We start from the raw sequence: 17,740 nt of genomic DNA on the forward strand, positions 1-17,740 counted from the left end.
CGACTCAAGCGTTGCGTCGATCGATAAAACTCAAGCTGCGGTACAGCGCTTCGATCCTCGGCATTTGGCACCCTGCCGCCTTGGCCGCCGCCAGGGGCCGGGCGTAGATCGCCGCCAGTTCCAGCGGTCGCTTGCCCAGAAAATCGTGGTACATGCTCGGCCAGTAGTCCGGCATTTTCTCGGTCATCGCGAACAGCGATTCGGCATAACCGGGTGGAACCTGGTGACCGCAGGCAATTGCGCCCTCAACCACTTCGGCCATCAATGCCTTGATCAGTTCACGGCTGTCGGTATCGGCCATCAACGGCGCGGTGCTCGCCCCGAGCAGCACCGACAGGCCGTTGTAGGGAATGTTCCAGACCAGTTTTTGCCAGCGGGCTTCCTGCACGTCGGGCATGCTGTTGGCATCGATCCCGGCAGCCTGGAACAGGCGCGTGCCCTCATCGGCAATCGAGACACGGGCTTGCTCCCCAACTGCCGGGCCACTGTGATAGCCCACCTGCACCTTGCCCAGCGCCTGGTGGGTGATCACCCCAGGTCCCGCGCGGTGGACACAGATGTAGCAGAGCCCGCCCAGGATATGCAGTGAATCGGGCAACAGCTCGCGCAGACTGTCCTCGACGTTCAGGCCATTCTGCAACAGCAGCACCCTGGCGCCTGGTGCGGCGGCTTGAACAATGGCCGGCACCAGGTCGGCGTTGCTGGTGGTTTTTGCGCCGACCAGCAACCAGTCGCAGGGCGGCATGTCTTTGGCAGCCGAATAAGCCTGCACCGGATTCAATGTCATTGCACCGTGCACGGCACTGTCCAGCTGCAATCCGCGTTCGGCCACTGCGCGAAACTCGCTGCGCAACAGGAAATGCACATCGAACCCGGCCCGTGCCAGCATCATTCCGTAGAAACCACCGATTGCGCCGGTGCCGATAATACCGATGATCGGTTTTGCGACTGTTCCTGTCATGGCAACTCCTCTGCTGTTTTGCGCAACGCCTGAGCCACGGCCCTGTTCAGCTCGCCAGCGGTCAGGCGCGACTTCAATGCCCCGAAAAATTCGCCGTCACGCACTACGAACAGTGCCGGCAAATGAAAGACCTGATAACGCTCGACGAGCCCGCCATTGTTTCCCGCATCGATCCAGCACAGGCGATCGACCTGCAGGTCGAGCCTGGGCAATTGCTCTCGGGCAAACCGGCAGCTGGCGCAGCCAACGCTGGTAAAGATCACCAGCGACACCCCGCTCATTGCCAGCAACCGCTGGTCGGCGTCGAAATCGGTCAAGTCTAATTCGGCCACTATACTGGGGAAAATAATGTCAGATGGCCGACACATGGAGTCCGTGCTCATGGGACGCTTTATTCCTCATCCTGACGATGTACCCGTGGAATTGACGCTGCTCAAACCCGAATGTATTTCGCGGCAGCAATTGCACACTATCAGCCTCGGCGGCATGGCTTGCAATTATCACCGCGCCTGGCGCCACGGCACGGCGCTGGAAGTGCGCATGCCAACCTTGAACCCGGACCTGCGCTACCTGGGCTATGTCGCTTGGTGCCTGCGCCGCAAGCGCGGTTACCTGGTGGGTATCGCCTTTGTCGACGAGCAGATGATGTTCACCGCCCGAATGGGTGAGCAGGTGTGTCAGATCGAACGCTACTGTCGCCTGCACGATGCCCATGATGACCTGCAGGAAACCCAGGCGCTGGCCCTGGAATGGGTGCAGCAGCACGCCGACGAGTTCTCCCACGACACGGTCAACCGGGCATTTGCGCAGGCAGTACTCGATTGAGGGGTCATCAATTGGTTGAGAATGCCCGTTAAACCGGCGTCTGCCCATTGTCTAGCCACGGTGTAACGCGCTAAGGTTCCGCTCCCCGACGCGCTTAATTTGCTGTGCTCCGCCGCGCGGGTTCGCTGGCGGCCGGCACCCGTGACCTGACGAGTAAACGATGGCTGATTTACCGATCAACGACCTTAACGTCTCCTCCAACGAGACGCTGATCACACCTGATCAGCTCAAGCGTGACATCCCTCTGAGCGACGCCGCCCTGCGCACCGTCACCAAGGGCCGCGAAGTCATTCGCAACATTCTGGATGGCACCGACCACCGCCTGTTCGTGGTCATCGGGCCTTGCTCGATCCATGACATCAAGGCTGCCCACGAATACGCCGAGCGCCTGAAGGTACTGGCGGCGGAAGTCTCCGATACCCTGTATCTGGTCATGCGCGTGTATTTCGAGAAGCCACGCACCACCGTCGGCTGGAAAGGCTTGATCAACGACCCGTACCTGGACGACTCCTTCAAGATTCAGGACGGCCTGCACATCGGTCGCCAGTTGCTGCTGGACCTGGCCGAAATGGGCCTGCCGACCGCCACCGAAGCCCTCGATCCGATCTCCCCGCAGTATCTGCAGGACCTGATCAGCTGGTCGGCCATCGGTGCGCGCACCACCGAATCCCAGACTCACCGTGAAATGGCGTCCGGCCTGTCCTCGGCCGTCGGTTTCAAGAACGGCACCGACGGCGGCCTGACCGTGGCGATCAACGCCCTGCAGTCAGTGTCCAGCCCCCACCGGTTCCTGGGTATCAACCAGGAAGGCGGCGTGTCGATCGTCACGACCAAGGGTAACGCCTATGGTCACGTGGTACTGCGCGGCGGCAACGGCAAGCCCAACTACGACTCGGTCAGCGTCGCCCTGTGCGAACAGGCGCTGAACAAGGCGAAGATCAAGCCGAACATCATGGTCGACTGCAGCCACGCCAACTCCAACAAGGACCCGGCACTGCAACCGCTGGTGATGGAAAACGTCGCCAACCAGATCCTCGAAGGCAACCAGTCGATCATCGGCCTGATGGTCGAAAGTCACCTGAACTGGGGCTGCCAGGCCATTCCGAAAGACCTCGCCGACCTGCAGTACGGCGTGTCGATCACCGATGCCTGCATTGACTGGTCAGCGACCGAAAACACCTTGCGCAGCATGCACGCCAAGCTCAAGGATGTACTGCCGAAACGCGAGCGCACCTGATTACTTTTGCTGCGCACACAAAAACGCCGGGCTGAACCCGGCGTTTTTTTTGCATTCGTTTTACTGGCTCAGCTTGGCCGCATGGCGCTGATGGCGCTCCATGTAGCGCTCCACGTAGGAGCACGAAGGAATGACGGTGTAGCCCATTTCCTCGGCGTACTCCAGGGCCTTTTCGGTCAAGGCCGCCGCAATCCCCCGACCGCGCAACGCGTTGGGCACGAAAGTGCGATAGATATCCAGAGTCTGTTTCCCCAGGTCCATATAGGTCAGGTAGGCACGATGACCGTCCACATTGGTCTCGAACTGATGACCAGCCTGGTCATGGTGGATGGACAACGCCTCACTCATCACTACTCCTCGTGGGTCTTTGATTCTGACCCCTACCTTACCGATGTTTTTCCGGCGAAGGAACATCTACGCCACCCTGTGCCTGGTTGGACACCGAGAAAAGCCGCACCGAGCACGTATCAAATAGTAGGCACCAATGGCAGAAATGCTCAAGGTACGCTCGTCTTCACGCCGGGTTTGACCACAGGTTACGCAGGGGCGGCGACTGAAAATTTCTCGAGGTCGATCGCCTGAACATTGCCGGATGTTGAGACTTAAGACGAACGTCTCTCTATTAAGTCACCTCAACTAGGAGAAAGATATGAGAGGTGTCGCGCAAACCCCCAACGAAAGTGTAGACGAATCTATGTAGCAAGACTTTACCCAACGCACAGTAAAGAGTCGGGCACGCCGGGAACTTTTTCGTGCCAACTCGCTCTGCGCGGGCCTTGCGGCTGGATATTTTTTAAGCAATTGCAAGTAAAAGTTGCTCGAAAAAGAATCAACGCCTACAATTTTTTTGGCTTCTTGCTTTACGTCAGTTTACTTACGACAAGTAATGGGTAGTATGTACGCCGGCTCTTTCCTCACCGTGAGGAGACAGCTACTTAATGGAAAGTCCTTGAAGGGGAACACGATGAACAACGTTCTGAAATTCTCTGCTCTGGCTCTGGCCGCAGTTCTGGCTACCGGTTGCAGCAGCGTATCGAAAGAAACCGAAGCACGTCTGACTGCAACTGAAGACGCAGCAGCTCGCGCCCAAGCTCGTGCAGACGAAGCGTACCGTAAAGCTGATGAAGCTCTGGCTGCTGCTCAAAAAGCACAACAGACTGCTGACGAAGCTAACGAGCGTGCTCTGCGCATGCTGGAAAAAGCTAGCCGCAAGTAATAATCCTTCGGGATTGTTATCAAGCCGACCCATTTTTGGGTCGGCTTTTTTATGGCCCGCAGTTTTGTGCAGGCCATAAAAAACCCGCCGACGCAGCCTGCCTCGGCGGGTTCTAGTCAAGCCTTACTGCAGCGGGTCGAGCGGTGCACTCGAGACCATCGGCGCCGACGTATTGGGCACGGCAATTTCCACCGGCAGGCCATCTTCGGCCGCCACGACATCACGCACCACATCCCAGTTCATGCGCAGGTTGTTGGTGATGTCTTCACGCTTGAGCATCGCGTTGATCACGGCCGTGTGCTTGTCGACCACCGACGGGTTGCCCTTGTCGTCCAGCGGCGTGTGCGCCTCCAGGTAGACCTTGCCACCACTGACGCCGAACTTGTACGAATCATTGATGATGCGCACCGAGGTACCCACCGGCACCATGCTGGCCATTTCCAGCACGTTGTTGTTGAACATGCGGAAGCAACCGTGGCTGGTGCGCATGCCGATGCCGAACTTCTTGTTGGAGCCGTGGATCAGGTAGCCCGGCGTGCCCAGGGTGAACTTGAAGGGGCCCAGCGGGTTGTCCGGACCCGCCGGCACCACGTTCGGCAACGGATCTCCATCAGCGGCGTGTTCGGCCTTGATCGACGCCGGAGGGGTCCAGGTCGGGTTCGGGGTCTTGGCGATGATGCTGGTGTGGGCAATCGGTGAGCCCCAGCCTTCACGACCGATACCCAGCGGGAAGGTGTACACCACGTTCCGCCCCTTCGGGTAATAGTAGAGGCGGTATTCAGCCAGGTTGATGACGATGCCTTCACGCGGGCCCGGTGGCAGGATGAAACGCGTCGGCAGCACGATCTCGGTGCCAGCGCCCGGCAACCACGGGTCGACGCCAGGGTTGGCCGCGACCATTTCCAGGTAACCCAGGTCGTAGGTCGTGCCGAGGTCGGCGAAGGTGTCTTCGTACTTGGCCTTGATCACCTGAACCTGGCCGATGATGTCTTCGCCAGGCGGTGGCAGGGGCAACTCCAATGCCGCTACGGGACCTGCGGCACACAGGGCGGCAAGTGTCAGGCAGCGGGTGACGGCAGGAAAGCGCGGCAACATCCGGAAAATCCTTCGCATGATCGACAAGGGTAAAAAACGCGATTGTACACCGACGCCCGTAAATTCGGGGAGTTGGCCGATAGCACGCTGTCCTGGGTGCTTCAGAGCTCGAAGCGCAGCTCAGGCCAGATCGGCGAGGTGCCGCGTTTCTGCGATTCCAGGATCGCCCGGCACAGCGAGCACAGGCGCTGGTCCTGGAACACCCGACGGTCGACGTTCGACCAGCGCGGCTGCGCCGGCAGCAGGCTGCCGCACAAGGTTCGATCGGCCGAGCCGCCCAGCTCCAGTTGACGGGTCACCAGATGCACCCGCACTTCCTGGCAGGCGAACAGATCCAGCTGTTCGTCAGGCTCGATCAGTTGATAGGCAAAAAGTGACCAGGCGGGACGCGGCATCGGGGGCTCCAGATCGGGGGCGCCACATTAGCCGAAACGTCGCCGCTAGAAAAGCGTCAAAGCAGCGGTTTCAGTGTCGGCCAGACATTTTCCAGCAACTTGTCCTGAGCCCCCGCCGCCGGGTGCAGGCCATCGGCTTGCATCATGTCCGGATGCCCGCCGACACCGTCGAGAAAAAACGGCACCAGGGGGATTTTCTTCTCGTCGGCGACGTTGCTGTACACCTCCGCGAATGCCTTGGTGTAGCGCGCACCGTAGTTGGGTGGCAATTGCATGCCGAGCAACAACACCTTGGCCCCACTGGCACGTGAGCTGTCGATCATCGCTGCAAGGTTTTGTTGCAATTGCGTTGGCAGCATTCCGCGCAGGCCGTCATTGCCGCCCAACTCGAGGATCACCAGCTCCGGCTTATGCTCTGCAAGCAGCGCCGGCAGGCGCGCCTGGCCCCCGGCACTGGTGTCACCGCTGATGGACGCGTTGACCACCTTATCGTCGAAACCTTCGCGCTTGAGCCGTTGCTCAAGCAGCGACACCCACCCAACGCGGGTATCCAGCCCGAAACCGGCGCTGATACTATCGCCAACGATCAGGACTGTACCCGCCGCTGCGTTCTGGGCCATGCACATCAAGGCCAGGCCAGCACTCAAAAACCAAACACGCATCGGATTCTCCATGGGCGCAAGCATTCTCACCGCGAAGAACCTCAGCAAAGTGGTTCCCAGCGCGGAAGGTGAACTGACTATCCTGCACGAACTCAGCCTGGAACTGAACAAGGGCGACAGCCTGGCCATCGTCGGCGCCTCCGGTTCAGGCAAATCCACCCTTCTGGGCCTGCTCGCCGGCCTCGACCTGCCGAGCAGCGGTGAAGTCACCCTCGCCGGCCAGGGCCTGAGCACTCTGGACGAAGACCAACGGGCACGCATCCGGGCCGAACACGTCGGTTTCGTGTTCCAGTCCTTCCAGTTGCTCGACAGCCTCAACGCCCTGGAAAACGTTATGCTGCCGCTGGAACTCGACGGCCGCAAAGACGCCCGTGAACGCGCCACCGAGCTACTGCAGCGGGTTGGACTTGGCCAGCGCCTGACTCACTCGCCACGCCAACTTTCCGGTGGCGAACAACAGCGCGTGGCGATTGCCCGCGCGTTTGCCGCCGAGCCGGATGTGCTGTTTGCCGACGAGCCCACCGGCAACCTCGACAGCCACACCGGCGAGCGCATCAGCGACCTGTTGTTCGAATTGAACAAGGAAAGCGGCACGACGCTGGTGTTGGTGACGCACGACGAACGCCTGGCACATCGCTGCCGGCGCCTGATCCGTCTTGAAGCGGGCCTGTTGGTCGCCCCTCTGGAGCCTTGATGGCACGCCTGCCGCTGTTGCGCCTGTTCAGTCTCGCCATCCGCCAACTGCTGCGCGACGCCCGCGCCGGCGAACTGCGGGTGTTGTTCTTCGCTTTATTGGTGGCGGTAGCCGCCAGTACCGCCATCGGTTATTTCGGCGCTCGCCTGAACGGCGCCATGATGCTGCGCGCGACCGAGTTTCTCGGCGCCGACCTGCTGCTCGAAGGCAGTTCGCCGGCGCGCGCGGAGCAGATCCGCAGCGGCACGGAGCTGGGGCTTGAACACGCGCAGGTGGTGGAGTTCTCCAGTGTCATCGCCACTGACAATGGCATTCAACTGTCCAGTATCAAGGCCGCCGACGACGTCTATCCGCTGCGCGGCGAACTGAAAAGCGCGGCGGCCCCCTTTGCACCGGAGGAGCCCGGCGGCGGGCCCAAGCCCGGTGAGGCGTGGGTAGAAGCGCGGCTGCTGACGGCGCTGGACCTGAAAATCGGTGACAGCATCGATGTCGGCATGCGTACCCTGAAACTCGCAAGGGTGCTGACCTACGAACCGGACCGCGCCGGCAATTTCTACAGCCTGACGCCCCGAGTGTTGATCAACCTCAGCGACCTCGCGGCCACCGGAGTGGTGCAACCCGGCAGCCGCGTCAGCTATCGCGAACTCTGGCGGGGCAAGGCCGAGGCGCTGGAAACCTATCGTCAATTGATCAAACCCGGCCTCGCTGCCAACCAACGCATCCAGGATGCCCGCGACGGCAACCAGCAGATCGGTGGCGCCCTGGGCAAGGCCGAACGCTACCTGAACATGGCCAGCCTGGTCGCCGTATTGCTGGCCGGTGTCGCGGTGGCGCTTTCGGCAACACGCTTCGCCACCCGCCGCTTCGACGCCAGCGCATTGTTGCGCTGCCTGGGGCTGTCGCGCCGTGAAACGCTGGTGCTGTTCAGCCTGCAACTGACGGTGCTTGGATTGTTGGCCAGCATCGGTGGCGCCTTGATCGGCTGGCTGGCGCAACTGGGGCTGTTCGCGCTGTTGCATGACCTGCTGCCCAGCGACGTGCCCCCCGGCGGCCTGTTTCCGGCCATCGCCGGGATCGGCACCGGGCTGGTGGCGCTGGCCGGTTTTGCCCTGCCACCCTTGGCGGCGCTGGGTCGCGTGCCGCCATTGCGCGTACTGCGCCGCGACATGTTGCCGATTCCGTCCAGCACCTGGATGGTCTATGGCGCGGCCTTGGGCGCGCTCGGCTTGATCATGTGGCGCCTGAGTCTGGACCTGCTGCTGACATTCGCCCTGCTCGGCGGTGGCGTGATTGCCGCACTGGTACTGGGCGGCCTGCTGTTGCTGCTGCTCAAAAGCCTGCGCCGGATGCTCGCGCGCGCCTCGTTACCGTGGCGACTCGGCCTCGGTCAACTGCTGCGCCATCCACTGGCTGCAGCGGGGCAGTCGCTGGCGTTCGGCTTGATCCTGCTGTCCATGGCCCTGATCGCCCTGTTGCGTGGCGAGTTGCTGGACACCTGGCAAAATCAGCTGCCGAAAAATGCACCGAATTATTTTGCGCTGAACATCCTGCCGGCTGAAAAACAGGCCTTCACCGATCGCCTGATCGAACTGTCGGCACAGGCGGCACCGCTGTACCCGGTGGTCCCGGGTCGGTTGATCAGCATCAATGGCGAACCGGTACAGCAAATTGTCAGCAAGGATTCCGCCGGGGATCGGGCGATCCAGCGCGACCTGAGTCTGACCTGGGCGGCGGACCTGCCGGCCGGCAATCGACTCACCGCCGGCAACTGGTGGAGCGAACAGGCGCCGGAGGACATTCCCGGCGTATCGGTGGAAGGCAAGGTCGCCGAGAGCCTGAAGCTGAAACTGGGCGATCACATGGTGTTCAGTGTCGGCGGCGTCAATCGCGAAGCGAAGGTCACCAGCCTGCGGGAGATCAACTGGGACAACTTCCAGCCGAACTTCTTCATGATCTTCCAGCCGGGGACGCTCAAGGATCTGCCGGCGACCTACCTGACCAGCTTCTACCTGGCCGCCGGTCACGACCAGCAGATCGTCGATCTGTCCCGGGCCTTTCCGGCGGTGACCATCCTGCAAGTCGAAGCGCTGCTGGAACAACTGCGCAGCATCCTCGCCCAGGTGACCCTGGCGGTGGAGTACGTGCTGTTGTTTGTGTTGGCGGCGGGAATGGCGGTGCTGTTTTCCGGGCTGCAGGCGACACTGGATGAACGTATCCGCCAGGGCGCGCTGCTGCGAGCACTCGGGGCCGAACGACGGTTGCTGGTCAAGGCCCGGCGTATCGAGTTCGGTTTGCTCGGCGCGGTCAGCGGTTTGCTCGCTGCCCTCGGCTCGGAAGTGGTGAGCCTGGTGCTGTACCGTTACGCGTTCGACCTGCCGTGGCACCCGCACCCCTGGCTGCTGGTGCTGCCCCTGATCGGCGCTGCACTGATCGGCGGGGCCGGCGTGTTCGGCACCCGTCGGGCCCTGAACGCCAGCCCACTGACAGTCCTGCGCGAGGGTTGATAGACTCACGCACTCGACTGAATTCACCACAAGAAGTTGCCATGAGCCGTTACCGCCCTCCCCGCACCGCTGGCACCGCGCTGATCACCCCTGAAGGTGAAGCGCGGATGCGCGCCGAGTTCCATGAACTCTGGCATGTGCGTCGCCCGCAAGTGACTCAATCGGTCAGCGAAGCGGCGGCCCAGGGCGATCGCTCCGAAAACGCGGAGTACACATACGGGAAAAAGATGTTGCGCGAAATCGACAGTCGCGTGCGCTTTCTGACCAAGCGGCTGGAAGCACTCAAAGTCGTCAGTGAAAAGCCCAGCGACCCGAATAAAGTCTACTTCGGCGCCTGGGTCACGATCGAAGACGAGGATGGCAAGGAATCACGCTATCGCATCGTCGGCCCGGACGAACTGGACTTGAAACTCGGCCTGATCAGTATCGACTCCCCGCTGGCTCGCGCCCTGATCGGCAAAGCGCTGGACGCCGAAGTGCGGGTACAGACGCCGACCGGCGAGCAGTGCGTGTACATCGTGGCGATCGACTACCCCTGACACTCAGCGACGGGTGATCAACCCTTGCCGGGCGACGCGGGTCAATTGCCTGATCACTTCGGGTGCGTCTTGCGCGCTGGGCGATTGGATCACCGCCAGGTCGAAACTGTCGCTGGCAAAGCGAACCAGCGACTCGCCGTCTTCGACAAACTGGATCAGGAAGGCGGCAGGCCCACCGGTACGACGAGGCCAGCCATCGAGGTAACGCAGGAGCGTCGGCTGATGCTTGCCGCCAAGCAGGATTTTTGGATTGCGCTGGGTGAGATGTGCCGTGATCGGCGCGGGGCGTACAACGGGGTTTAGTGCATTCATCGTGTCGTGTCTCTGCCTCAAAAGTCTGCATGGCAGGTGAGAGGCAACACCGAACCAGCGCTTTAGCGGTATTTCGAAGCCTGTCTCAAGCTTCTATCGGCAACTGGATCAGTCACCTGGCGCCCCGCAAGTAGCTGTTTAAATCGGCGCATGGGCAGCATCGTAGAGAAGCCGGCACAACAGTGTCAAGAATATCGAGCAACAAAAAAGGCCCGCGCAATGCGGGCCTTTTTCTTGAGCCAGAGCGGTTAGCCGGCGATGGCGCGGTCCACCGAGAGCTTGCCGGCACCTTCGATCAGTACCGCGATGCTGCCACCGAGCAGGGCCAATGCGAACTCATAACCGTTGTTGGCCATGAACAGACCGTTGCTGATGTGCACACTGAAGATCGCGACCAGCGAAAGGAACGTCAGACCCAGCGCTGCCGGACGCACCAGCAGGCCGATGATCAGGGCCAGGCCGGCGAAAAACTCGGTACCGCCTGCCAGGGTCGCCATCACATAGCCGGGTGTCAGGCCAATGCTCTCCATGTACTGGGCGGTGCCTGCCAGGCCGTAGCCACCGAAGGCGCCGAAGAGCTTTTGCGAACCGTGGGCCGCGAAGATGATGCCGACGAAGATTCGCAGGACAGTCAGGCCGTAGCCAGCGCGGGTAAACAGTACCTTGTTGATCAGTGTGCTCATGTTGTCTCATCCATTTTGGAGTAGTGGGTTGGTCGCCATATTAATCGGTAAATTAAATGTTAAAAGCGCAAATTTTTCGCAATAACAATCAGTTTTTTCGATCACTTGCGTGAGACAACTTTTTGCTCCCGGGGCTCCAATGACACCCGCTCCCGATCGAACGCCAGGTAATACTTGTTCACGCTATTAACATAGCTGACAGGGCCCATTCCCACCTGCTCCATGGCAATGCGCTCGACCTGGAAGAACCACTGATTAGGGTTCAAGCCCCGGCGCCGCGCTTCGGCGCGCATGCCCTGCACCCTTTCCGGCCCGATGTTGTAGGCCGCCAGCGTGAACGCCATGCGCTCGCGCTCGTTGAGTTTGGGGCTGGCGAAAAACTTGCGACGGATCATGGCCAGGTACTTGGCGCCAGCCTGAACATTACCGTCGACCTCCTGGATATTGCTGACGCCCACACGCTGGGCCGCCGACGGGGTGATCTGCATCAGGCCGGTTGGCGCACCACCACTGCGCGCCCGGGGTTGCAGGCCGGACTCCTTGAACGCCAGCGCCGCCAGGTTCAGCCAGTCCATGCCTTGCGCGTCGGCGTGTTTTTGCAACACGGGGCGAAGCTTCTCCAGACGCTGGCGATCCGCCTTGGCCAACGGGTAATGCACCTGGTACAGGCGACGATAGATGCGCAGGAACGCCGCATCCTGATCCGAAGGTTTTTTGTACCCGCTGAGGAAGCGGTCGATGCTCGCCCGCAGCATCGTGGCATCGCGACGCACGAACCAGAACTCCTCTCCCGGCTCACTGATGAGCACCTGCCGATCAAAACGCAACTTGGGCAGGATCTTGCCCCAGCGTTCGGCAATCGGTTGCTCGACGATCGTCAGGTGAAAGATTCCACCCTGCACCATCTCCAGCACATCCTCGACCGCCAGGCTCGGGTCGACCCACTCGACCTTCACCGGTGGCAGTTTGTGCAGGGCCAGTTTCTGGTTGATCTGGCTGATCGCGTCTCCGGCAGCACTGCCGGTCGGCAATGCCAGGGTCTTGCCCGACAGCTGTTCAAGGTGGGTGTAGCGTTTTTCGCCTTTGATGCCGACCAGCAACAGCGGGATATTGCTGGCAATCGGCTCGCTGGTGCTGACGGCATAACCGGGTTGCAGGTCCAGCAATTCACCCGGAGCGACCAGATCGCCCTCCCCGCGCTGCAAGGCGCCGAGCAACTGATCCTTGGCTTTGGGAATGATCTTGAGCGTCACTTCCTGACCATCACGGGCATGGCCATTGAGGTATTGCTCGAAGGCACGCAATCGATGGTATTCGACACCGATCGGCTGGCCCTGGACTTCGCCGGAGCTGTTGCGGCTCTGATTGACCAGCACCCGGAGTACCCGGCTGCTGCGAATTTCCTGCAAGTCGCGCACCTTCGCAGCGGGCACCGCCTGCAACGGACCGGCCAAGCGCGCGACCGCCGGCATCGGCAGCAGCAACGAAGCACACAGCAGTAGCAAAATCGAGGGACGGGTCATCCACTCTCCGGGAGATAAAGGGGCCGACGTCGATGAATTCATGAATTCGGACGACAGAAACAGAGCGCGCCGAGCGCTGGCAAAGTGCGAAAGACTGGCACAGTGATGGCACGGTGACCACCCCCAGCGCTTTCAACGGCTTCAAATGACAGCTTTAACTCGTTGTAGTTCTTGGCTTTTCTTATAAATCTACAGCTCTGATATGCTTTCGAGCCTTTGGTCCGAGGTAGCACCATGCAACTCATCGATATCGGCGTCAACCTGACCAACCCCAGTTTCGCCGACAAACACCAGGCAGTACTCGAGCGCGCCCATGCCGCGGGCGTCTGTCAACTGGTGTTGACCGGCACCAGTGTCGAGGGCAGCGAGCAGGCGCTGGCATTGTGTCGACAGCTGGATGACAGCACTCAACGGCTGTTCGCCACGGCCGGTATTCACCCGCATTCGGCCAGTGATTGGAACGCCGACAGCGCCCAGCGCCTGCGCAGTTTGCTCAGGGAGCCGAACGTGGTGGCGGTGGGCGAATGCGGTCTGGACTTCAATCGCGACTTCTCGCCGCGCGCCCAGCAGGAAAAAGTCCTCGAAGAGCACCTGGCGCTGGCGGTCGAACTGCAACGCCCGGTGTTTCTCCACGAGCGTGACGCCAGTCAGCGTTTGCTGGAAATACTGCGCGACTACCGCGATCAGTTGCCGGCCGCCGTAGTCCATTGCTTCACCGGCGAAAAGCCAGCGTTGTTCAGCTACCTCGACCTTGACCTGCACATCGGCATCACGGGGTGGATCTGCGATGAGCGTCGTGGCACGCATTTGCATGCGCTGGTGAAAGAGGTCCCTCGCGGACGCCTGATGCTGGAGAGCGACGCACCCTATCTGCTGCCGCGCAGCCTGCGGCCCAAACCGAAAAATGGTCGCAACGAACCGGCCTACCTGACGGAAGTCTTGCGTGAAGTGGCCTTGCATAGAGGGGAAAGCGAGCAGGCCCTGGCAGCCCACAGCACCGCGTGTGCGCGGGCATTTTTCGGGTTGCCAGTGATCGACTGATTGTGGGAGCGAGTCTGCTCGCTCCCACAGGCGGGACACATTCAGTGACTATTGCGCAGCATGTCTTTCGGTACGTACTTGCCGATCTCGAACTTGCCGATCGCCGCGCGGTGCACCTCGTCCGGGCCATCGGCCAGGCGCAGGGTGCGTTGCATCGCGTACATGTAGGCCAGCGGGAAATCGTTGGAAACCCCTGCCCCGCCATGCATCTGGATGGCCCGGTCGATGACCCGCAGCGCCACGTTCGGCGCGACCACCTTGATCTGCGCGATTTCGCTCTTCGCCACTTTGTTGCCGACGGTATCCATCATGTAGGCCGCTTTCAGGGTCAGCAGACGGGCCATGTCGATGTCCATCCGTGAGTCGGCAATCTTGTCGATGTTGCCACCCAGGCGCGCCAGCGGCTTGCCGAACGCCGTGCGGTTTACCGAGCGCTTGCACATCAGTTCCAGTGCACGCTCGGCCATGCCGATCGAACGCATGCAGTGGTGAATACGACCCGGGCCGAGACGCCCCTGAGCGATTTCGAAGCCGCGACCTTCACCCAACAGTACGTTTTCATACGGCACCCGGACGTCTTCGAACAACACCTCGGCGTGGCCGTGTGGTGCGTCGTCGTAGCCGAACACCGGCAGCGGGCGGACGATCTTCACCCCGGGCGTATCCACCGGCACCAGAATCATTGAATGCTGCGCGTGACGCGGCGCATCCGGGTTACTCAAGCCCATGAAGACAAGGATCTTGCAGCGCGGATCGCAGGCACCCGAGGTCCACCACTTCTTGCCGTTGATCACCCACTCGTCCCCGTCACGCACGGCACGGGCTGCCATGTTGGTGGCGTCGGAGGACGCCACGTCGGGTTCGGTCATGGCGAACGCCGAACGGATCTCGCCACGCAGCAACGGTTCAAGCCAGCGCTGCTTCTGTTCTTCGTTGGCGTAGCGCACCAGTACTTCCATGTTGCCCGTGTCGGGCGCCGAGCAGTTGAACGGCTCGGGACCCAGCAGCGAACGCCCCATGATTTCCGCCAATGGCGCATATTCGAGGTTGGTCAGGCCGGCACCGAGTTCGGACTCAGGCAGAAACAAATTCCACAGGCCTTCAGCCTTGGCCTTGAGTTTGAGTTCTTCCATTATCGCCGTCGGCTGCCAGCGGTCGCCCTCGGCAACCTGGCGCTCGAACACGGCTTCGGCGGGATAAACGTAGGCATCCATGAACGCGGTCACGCGCTCACGCAGTTCCTGAACCTTGGGCGAATAAGCGAAATCCATGGGGCGGCTACCTTCTTGGGGGAGGTTGTTTAGGTCATGCAATCGATGCTAGAACAGCTACGAAAATTTACCTAGCCTATTCTCGGCGTGTATTAACATTCATCACCGATATATGATCGGCTGATTGCCAAGGCCCCTGGCCTGATGAAAACCGCCCCTACAATAAGAGTGCAGCGCAATGAATCTGAGCAAGGTCGACCTCAACCTTTTCATCGTCTTCGACGCGATCTACACCGAAGCCAACCTGACCCGTGCCGGGCAGATTGTCGGCATTACCCAACCGGCGGTGTCCAATGCGCTGGCGCGGCTGCGCGAGACCTTCAACGATCCCCTGTTCGTGCGCACGGCCCAGGGCATGGTGCCGACACCGATGGCCCAGAACATCATCGGCCCGGTGCGCAACGCGCTCTCCCTGCTGCGCGTGTCGGTGCAGGAAAGCCGTATCTTCAACCCGCTGCAGGCGGTCAAGACGTATCGCATCAGCATGACCGACCTCACCGAAACGGTGATCCTGCCGCCGCTGTTCCAGCGCCTGCGTCGCCTGGCGCCGACGGTGATCATCGAAAGTTTCCTGGCCAAACGCCGCGAGACCACCAAGGAACTGGCTGCGGGGCGCCTGGACTTTGCCGTGGATGCGCCACTCAACACCGACCCGCAGGTGCGCCACGTCAAGTTGATGGAGGACCGCTACGTCTGTGCGATGCGCAAGGGCCATCCACTGGCGGGCAAGGACAAACTCACCCTCGACGATTACCTGGGCATGACCCATGTCCATATTTCCAGCCGCCGCAGCGGCCTGGGTCATGTCGACCTGGCCTTGGGCAAGATGGGGATCCAGCGCAAGATTGCCCTGCGGTCCCAGCATTACCAGATGGCCTCACAGGTGTTGCAACAGACCGACATGGTCATGACCGTGCCGGAACGCTTCGCCCGTCGCAACGACCTGCTCGCCTTCAGCGTACCGGTCAACGACGTGCCGCCCGTGGAAACCCATCTCTACTGGCACGAAAGCACCGACCAGGACCCGGCCAACCGCTGGATGCGCGAGCAGATGATCGAGTTGTGCCAGCAGGTTACCGCGCAAGAGAAGAGGCTGGACAAGGTGTAAGGCCTGCACGGGGTGCCGCGATCGTCAGCCCCCCACGACTGCGCCCCTTGACGTAAACGTCAACCTGCCTTTAGTTTAGCGCCATGACCTTTTTCGAGCGCTTCCATGAGCAGCCAGACCTATAGCATCTCCGACCTCGCTCGCGAGCTCGACATCACCACGCGGGCCATTCGCTTTTACGAAGAGCAAGGCCTGCTCAGCCCGGAGCGACGTGGCCAGGAACGCATCTACTCGCCCCGCGACAAGGTCAGCCTGAAGTTGATCCTGCGGGGCAAGCGCATCGGCTTTTCGCTGGCCGAATGCCGCGAGTTGATCGAACTCTATGACCCGTCGAGCGGTAACACCAAGCAACTGCACAGCATGCTGGCAAAAATCAGCGAGCGTCGCGAACAGCTGGAACAACAGCTACTGGACATCGAACAGATGAAGCTGGAGCTTGATACAGCCGAAGAACGCTGTGTGCAGGCGCTCGAGCAAACCCTCAAGAGCCAGCAGGCTGTTCAATAATCAACGCCCCCGCGTGTGGGAGCGAGCCTGCTCGCGAAACGTCCGGACGGCGCAGGCCTTCAGACAGCCCGTGCCATCGTTCACGATCATCGCGAGCAAGCGGGCTCCCGCAGGCGGCCTCAACTACAGGTCCAATCCCATGTCCCTACCCTCCCATGTGCGCCTGGTCGAAGTCGGCCCCCGCGACGGTCTGCAAAACGAAGCCCAACCGATCAGCGTCGCCGACAAGGTGCAACTGGTCGATGCGCTGACGGCCGCCGGCCTGGGCTATATAGAGGTCGGCAGTTTCGTTTCGCCCAAATGGGTACCGCAGATGGCGGGCTCGGCCGACGTCTTCGCGCAGATCCAACGCAAGCCTGGCGTGACCTACGGCGCGCTCGCCCCCAACCTGCGCGGTTTTGAAGACGCCCTCGCCAGCGGGGTCAAGGAAGTCGCGGTATTTGCCGCTGCGTCCGAAGCGTTTTCCCAGCGCAACATCAATTGCTCGATCAGCGAAAGCCTGGAGCGTTTCGTGCCGATCATGGAAGCTGCCAGGCAGCACGGCGTTACCGTTCGCGGTTACGTGTCCTGTGTGCTGGGCTGCCCCTATGAAGGCCATGTCGCCCCGGAACAAGTGGCCCACGTCGCCCGCGAACTCTACGCCATGGGCTGCTATGAGGTTTCCCTGGGCGACACCATCGGCACCGGCACCGCAGGGGCTACGCGCAAGATGTTCGACGTGGTCTCGGCCGATGTACCGCGCGACAAACTGGCCGGGCATTTCCACGACACCTACGGCCAGGCCATGGCCAACATCTACGCCAGCCTGCTGGAAGGCATCTCGGTGTTCGACAGCTCGATTGCCGGCCTCGGCGGCTGCCCGTATGCCAAGGGCGCCAGCGGTAACGTTGCGACCGAGGACGTGGTCTACCTGCTCAACGGCCTTGGTATCGAATCCGGTATCGATCTGGACGCCCTGATCCGCGCGGGCCAGCAAATCAGCACAGTCCTGGGGCGTGCGAGCGGTTCGCGCGTGGCCAAGGCCCGAAGCGCGCAGTGAGTGCGCGAAGGTGTTACCGCCCAGTGGGGAAAAGCGAGTAACACGGAAACAAATTGTCAGGGTTTGCCTGAGAGAAAAACCCCACAAAATATTAAGCTATTGATTTTAAAGGATTTTAAAAAGTTGGC

Annotated in this window: 20 protein-coding genes; 10 read left to right on the forward strand and 10 right to left on the reverse strand. The window is 61.1% G+C overall.

The window, feature by feature from the left end:
• Nucleotides 1–4: 4 nt before the first annotated feature.
• The gene (locus IB249_RS10810; RefSeq protein ID WP_192304377.1) at nucleotides 5–961 is read right to left on the reverse strand and encodes a putative 2-dehydropantoate 2-reductase; all 957 of its coding nucleotides are present in this window, start codon (nucleotides 959–961) and stop codon (nucleotides 5–7) included.
• Nucleotides 958–1,344 carry a thioredoxin family protein gene (locus IB249_RS10815; RefSeq protein ID WP_192304379.1) on the reverse strand — a complete coding sequence of 129 codons (387 nt, stop codon included), beginning with the start codon at nucleotides 1,342–1,344 and terminating at the stop codon, nucleotides 958–960. Before IB249_RS10815 ends, IB249_RS10810 begins: the two co-directional genes overlap by 4 nt.
• Between IB249_RS10815 and IB249_RS10820 the strand changes: the two genes are divergently transcribed.
• Both IB249_RS10820 and IB249_RS10825 read left to right on the forward strand, forming a co-directional pair.
• A complete protein-coding gene (locus IB249_RS10820; protein ID WP_192304381.1) occupies nucleotides 1,343–1,786 on the forward strand; it encodes a PilZ domain-containing protein in 444 nt (147 codons plus the stop codon). The two genes, IB249_RS10815 and IB249_RS10820, sit on opposite strands and share 2 nt — an antisense overlap.
• 160 nt (nucleotides 1,787–1,946) lie before the next feature.
• Nucleotides 1,947–3,023 (forward strand): 3-deoxy-7-phosphoheptulonate synthase, encoded by a 1,077-nt coding sequence (locus tag IB249_RS10825; protein WP_192304383.1) that lies wholly within the window; start codon nucleotides 1,947–1,949, stop codon nucleotides 3,021–3,023.
• Nucleotides 3,024–3,083: 60 nt separating this feature from the next.
• Here IB249_RS10825 and IB249_RS10830 read toward each other — a convergent pair whose 3' ends face one another.
• Entirely contained in the window at nucleotides 3,084–3,371 is a 288-nt protein-coding gene (locus IB249_RS10830) for a GNAT family N-acetyltransferase (protein WP_008057026.1), read from the reverse strand.
• Nucleotides 3,372–3,987: 616 nt separating this feature from the next.
• Here IB249_RS10830 and oprI point away from each other — a divergent pair.
• Complete coding sequence (oprI, locus tag IB249_RS10835; RefSeq protein ID WP_003448337.1) at nucleotides 3,988–4,239, forward strand: outer membrane lipoprotei OprI; 252 nt, start codon at nucleotides 3,988–3,990, stop codon at nucleotides 4,237–4,239.
• 123 nt (nucleotides 4,240–4,362) lie between these two features.
• Here the strand turns inward: oprI and IB249_RS10840 are convergent, their stop codons facing one another.
• The 3 genes from IB249_RS10840 to IB249_RS10850 all read right to left on the reverse strand — a co-directional run bounded on the left by IB249_RS10840 (nucleotide 4,363) and on the right by IB249_RS10850 (nucleotide 6,391).
• Nucleotides 4,363–5,334, reverse strand: coding sequence for a L,D-transpeptidase family protein (locus IB249_RS10840; protein WP_192304385.1), 972 nt, complete (start codon nucleotides 5,332–5,334; stop codon nucleotides 4,363–4,365).
• Between the two features lie 101 nt (nucleotides 5,335–5,435).
• Nucleotides 5,436–5,729, reverse strand: a complete 294-nt coding sequence (locus IB249_RS10845) for a hypothetical protein (protein ID WP_039759936.1) — start codon at nucleotides 5,727–5,729, stop codon at nucleotides 5,436–5,438.
• Between the two features lie 56 nt (nucleotides 5,730–5,785).
• A complete protein-coding gene (locus IB249_RS10850; RefSeq protein WP_192304387.1) occupies nucleotides 5,786–6,391 on the reverse strand; it encodes an arylesterase in 606 nt (201 codons plus the stop codon).
• 10 nt (nucleotides 6,392–6,401) lie between these two features.
• Between IB249_RS10850 and IB249_RS10855 the strand changes: the two genes are divergently transcribed.
• Genes IB249_RS10855 through greB form a run of 3 tightly spaced genes read left to right on the forward strand, consistent with a single transcriptional unit; the run spans nucleotide 6,402 to nucleotide 10,128 of the window.
• Nucleotides 6,402–7,085, forward strand: a complete 684-nt coding sequence (locus IB249_RS10855; protein WP_192304389.1) for an ABC transporter ATP-binding protein — start codon at nucleotides 6,402–6,404, stop codon at nucleotides 7,083–7,085.
• A complete protein-coding gene (locus IB249_RS10860) occupies nucleotides 7,085–9,589 on the forward strand; it encodes an ABC transporter permease (protein ID WP_192304391.1) in 2,505 nt (834 codons plus the stop codon). The genes IB249_RS10855 and IB249_RS10860 overlap by 1 nt, the downstream gene beginning before the upstream one ends.
• 41 nt (nucleotides 9,590–9,630) lie before the next feature.
• Nucleotides 9,631–10,128 carry a transcription elongation factor GreB gene (gene greB / locus IB249_RS10865; RefSeq protein ID WP_008031876.1) on the forward strand — a complete coding sequence of 166 codons (498 nt, stop codon included), beginning with the start codon at nucleotides 9,631–9,633 and terminating at the stop codon, nucleotides 10,126–10,128.
• A 3-nt stretch (nucleotides 10,129–10,131) separates the two neighbouring features.
• On the opposite strand, the gene IB249_RS10870 is transcribed toward greB, so the two are convergent.
• The 3 genes from IB249_RS10870 to IB249_RS10880 all read right to left on the reverse strand — a co-directional run bounded on the left by IB249_RS10870 (nucleotide 10,132) and on the right by IB249_RS10880 (nucleotide 12,646).
• Nucleotides 10,132–10,440 carry a class I SAM-dependent methyltransferase gene (locus IB249_RS10870; RefSeq protein ID WP_192304392.1) on the reverse strand — a complete coding sequence of 103 codons (309 nt, stop codon included), beginning with the start codon at nucleotides 10,438–10,440 and terminating at the stop codon, nucleotides 10,132–10,134.
• 248 nt (nucleotides 10,441–10,688) lie between these two features.
• On the reverse strand, nucleotides 10,689–11,123 hold the full coding sequence (locus IB249_RS10875; protein ID WP_192304394.1) for a DoxX family protein: 435 nt from the start codon (nucleotides 11,121–11,123) through the stop codon (nucleotides 10,689–10,691).
• Nucleotides 11,124–11,224: 101 nt separating this feature from the next.
• A complete protein-coding gene (locus IB249_RS10880; protein WP_192304397.1) occupies nucleotides 11,225–12,646 on the reverse strand; it encodes a transglycosylase SLT domain-containing protein in 1,422 nt (473 codons plus the stop codon).
• Between the two features lie 234 nt (nucleotides 12,647–12,880).
• On the opposite strand from IB249_RS10880, the gene IB249_RS10885 reads away from it, so the two are divergent.
• Nucleotides 12,881–13,687: a TatD family hydrolase gene (locus tag IB249_RS10885; protein WP_192304399.1), complete on the forward strand. Its 807-nt coding sequence runs from the start codon at nucleotides 12,881–12,883 to the stop codon at nucleotides 13,685–13,687.
• A 41-nt stretch (nucleotides 13,688–13,728) separates the two neighbouring features.
• Here IB249_RS10885 and IB249_RS10890 read toward each other — a convergent pair whose 3' ends face one another.
• Entirely contained in the window at nucleotides 13,729–14,958 is a 1,230-nt protein-coding gene (locus IB249_RS10890; protein ID WP_192304401.1) for an acyl-CoA dehydrogenase, read from the reverse strand.
• 178 nt (nucleotides 14,959–15,136) lie between these two features.
• Here IB249_RS10890 and IB249_RS10895 point away from each other — a divergent pair, with 178 nt between their 5' ends.
• From IB249_RS10895 to IB249_RS10905, 3 genes are all read left to right on the forward strand, one after another.
• Nucleotides 15,137–16,066 carry a LysR family transcriptional regulator gene (locus tag IB249_RS10895; RefSeq protein WP_192304402.1) on the forward strand — a complete coding sequence of 310 codons (930 nt, stop codon included), beginning with the start codon at nucleotides 15,137–15,139 and terminating at the stop codon, nucleotides 16,064–16,066.
• Nucleotides 16,067–16,171: 105 nt separating this feature from the next.
• Nucleotides 16,172–16,573, forward strand: coding sequence for a MerR family transcriptional regulator (locus tag IB249_RS10900; RefSeq protein ID WP_102700654.1), 402 nt, complete (start codon nucleotides 16,172–16,174; stop codon nucleotides 16,571–16,573).
• Between the two features lie 139 nt (nucleotides 16,574–16,712).
• Nucleotides 16,713–17,612: a hydroxymethylglutaryl-CoA lyase gene (locus IB249_RS10905; protein WP_192304404.1), complete on the forward strand. Its 900-nt coding sequence runs from the start codon at nucleotides 16,713–16,715 to the stop codon at nucleotides 17,610–17,612.
• Nucleotides 17,613–17,740 lie beyond the last annotated feature (128 nt).

This window comes from Pseudomonas sp. PDM04 (assembly GCF_014851765.1).
Taxonomy (GTDB): Bacteria; Pseudomonadota; Gammaproteobacteria; order Pseudomonadales; family Pseudomonadaceae; genus Aquipseudomonas.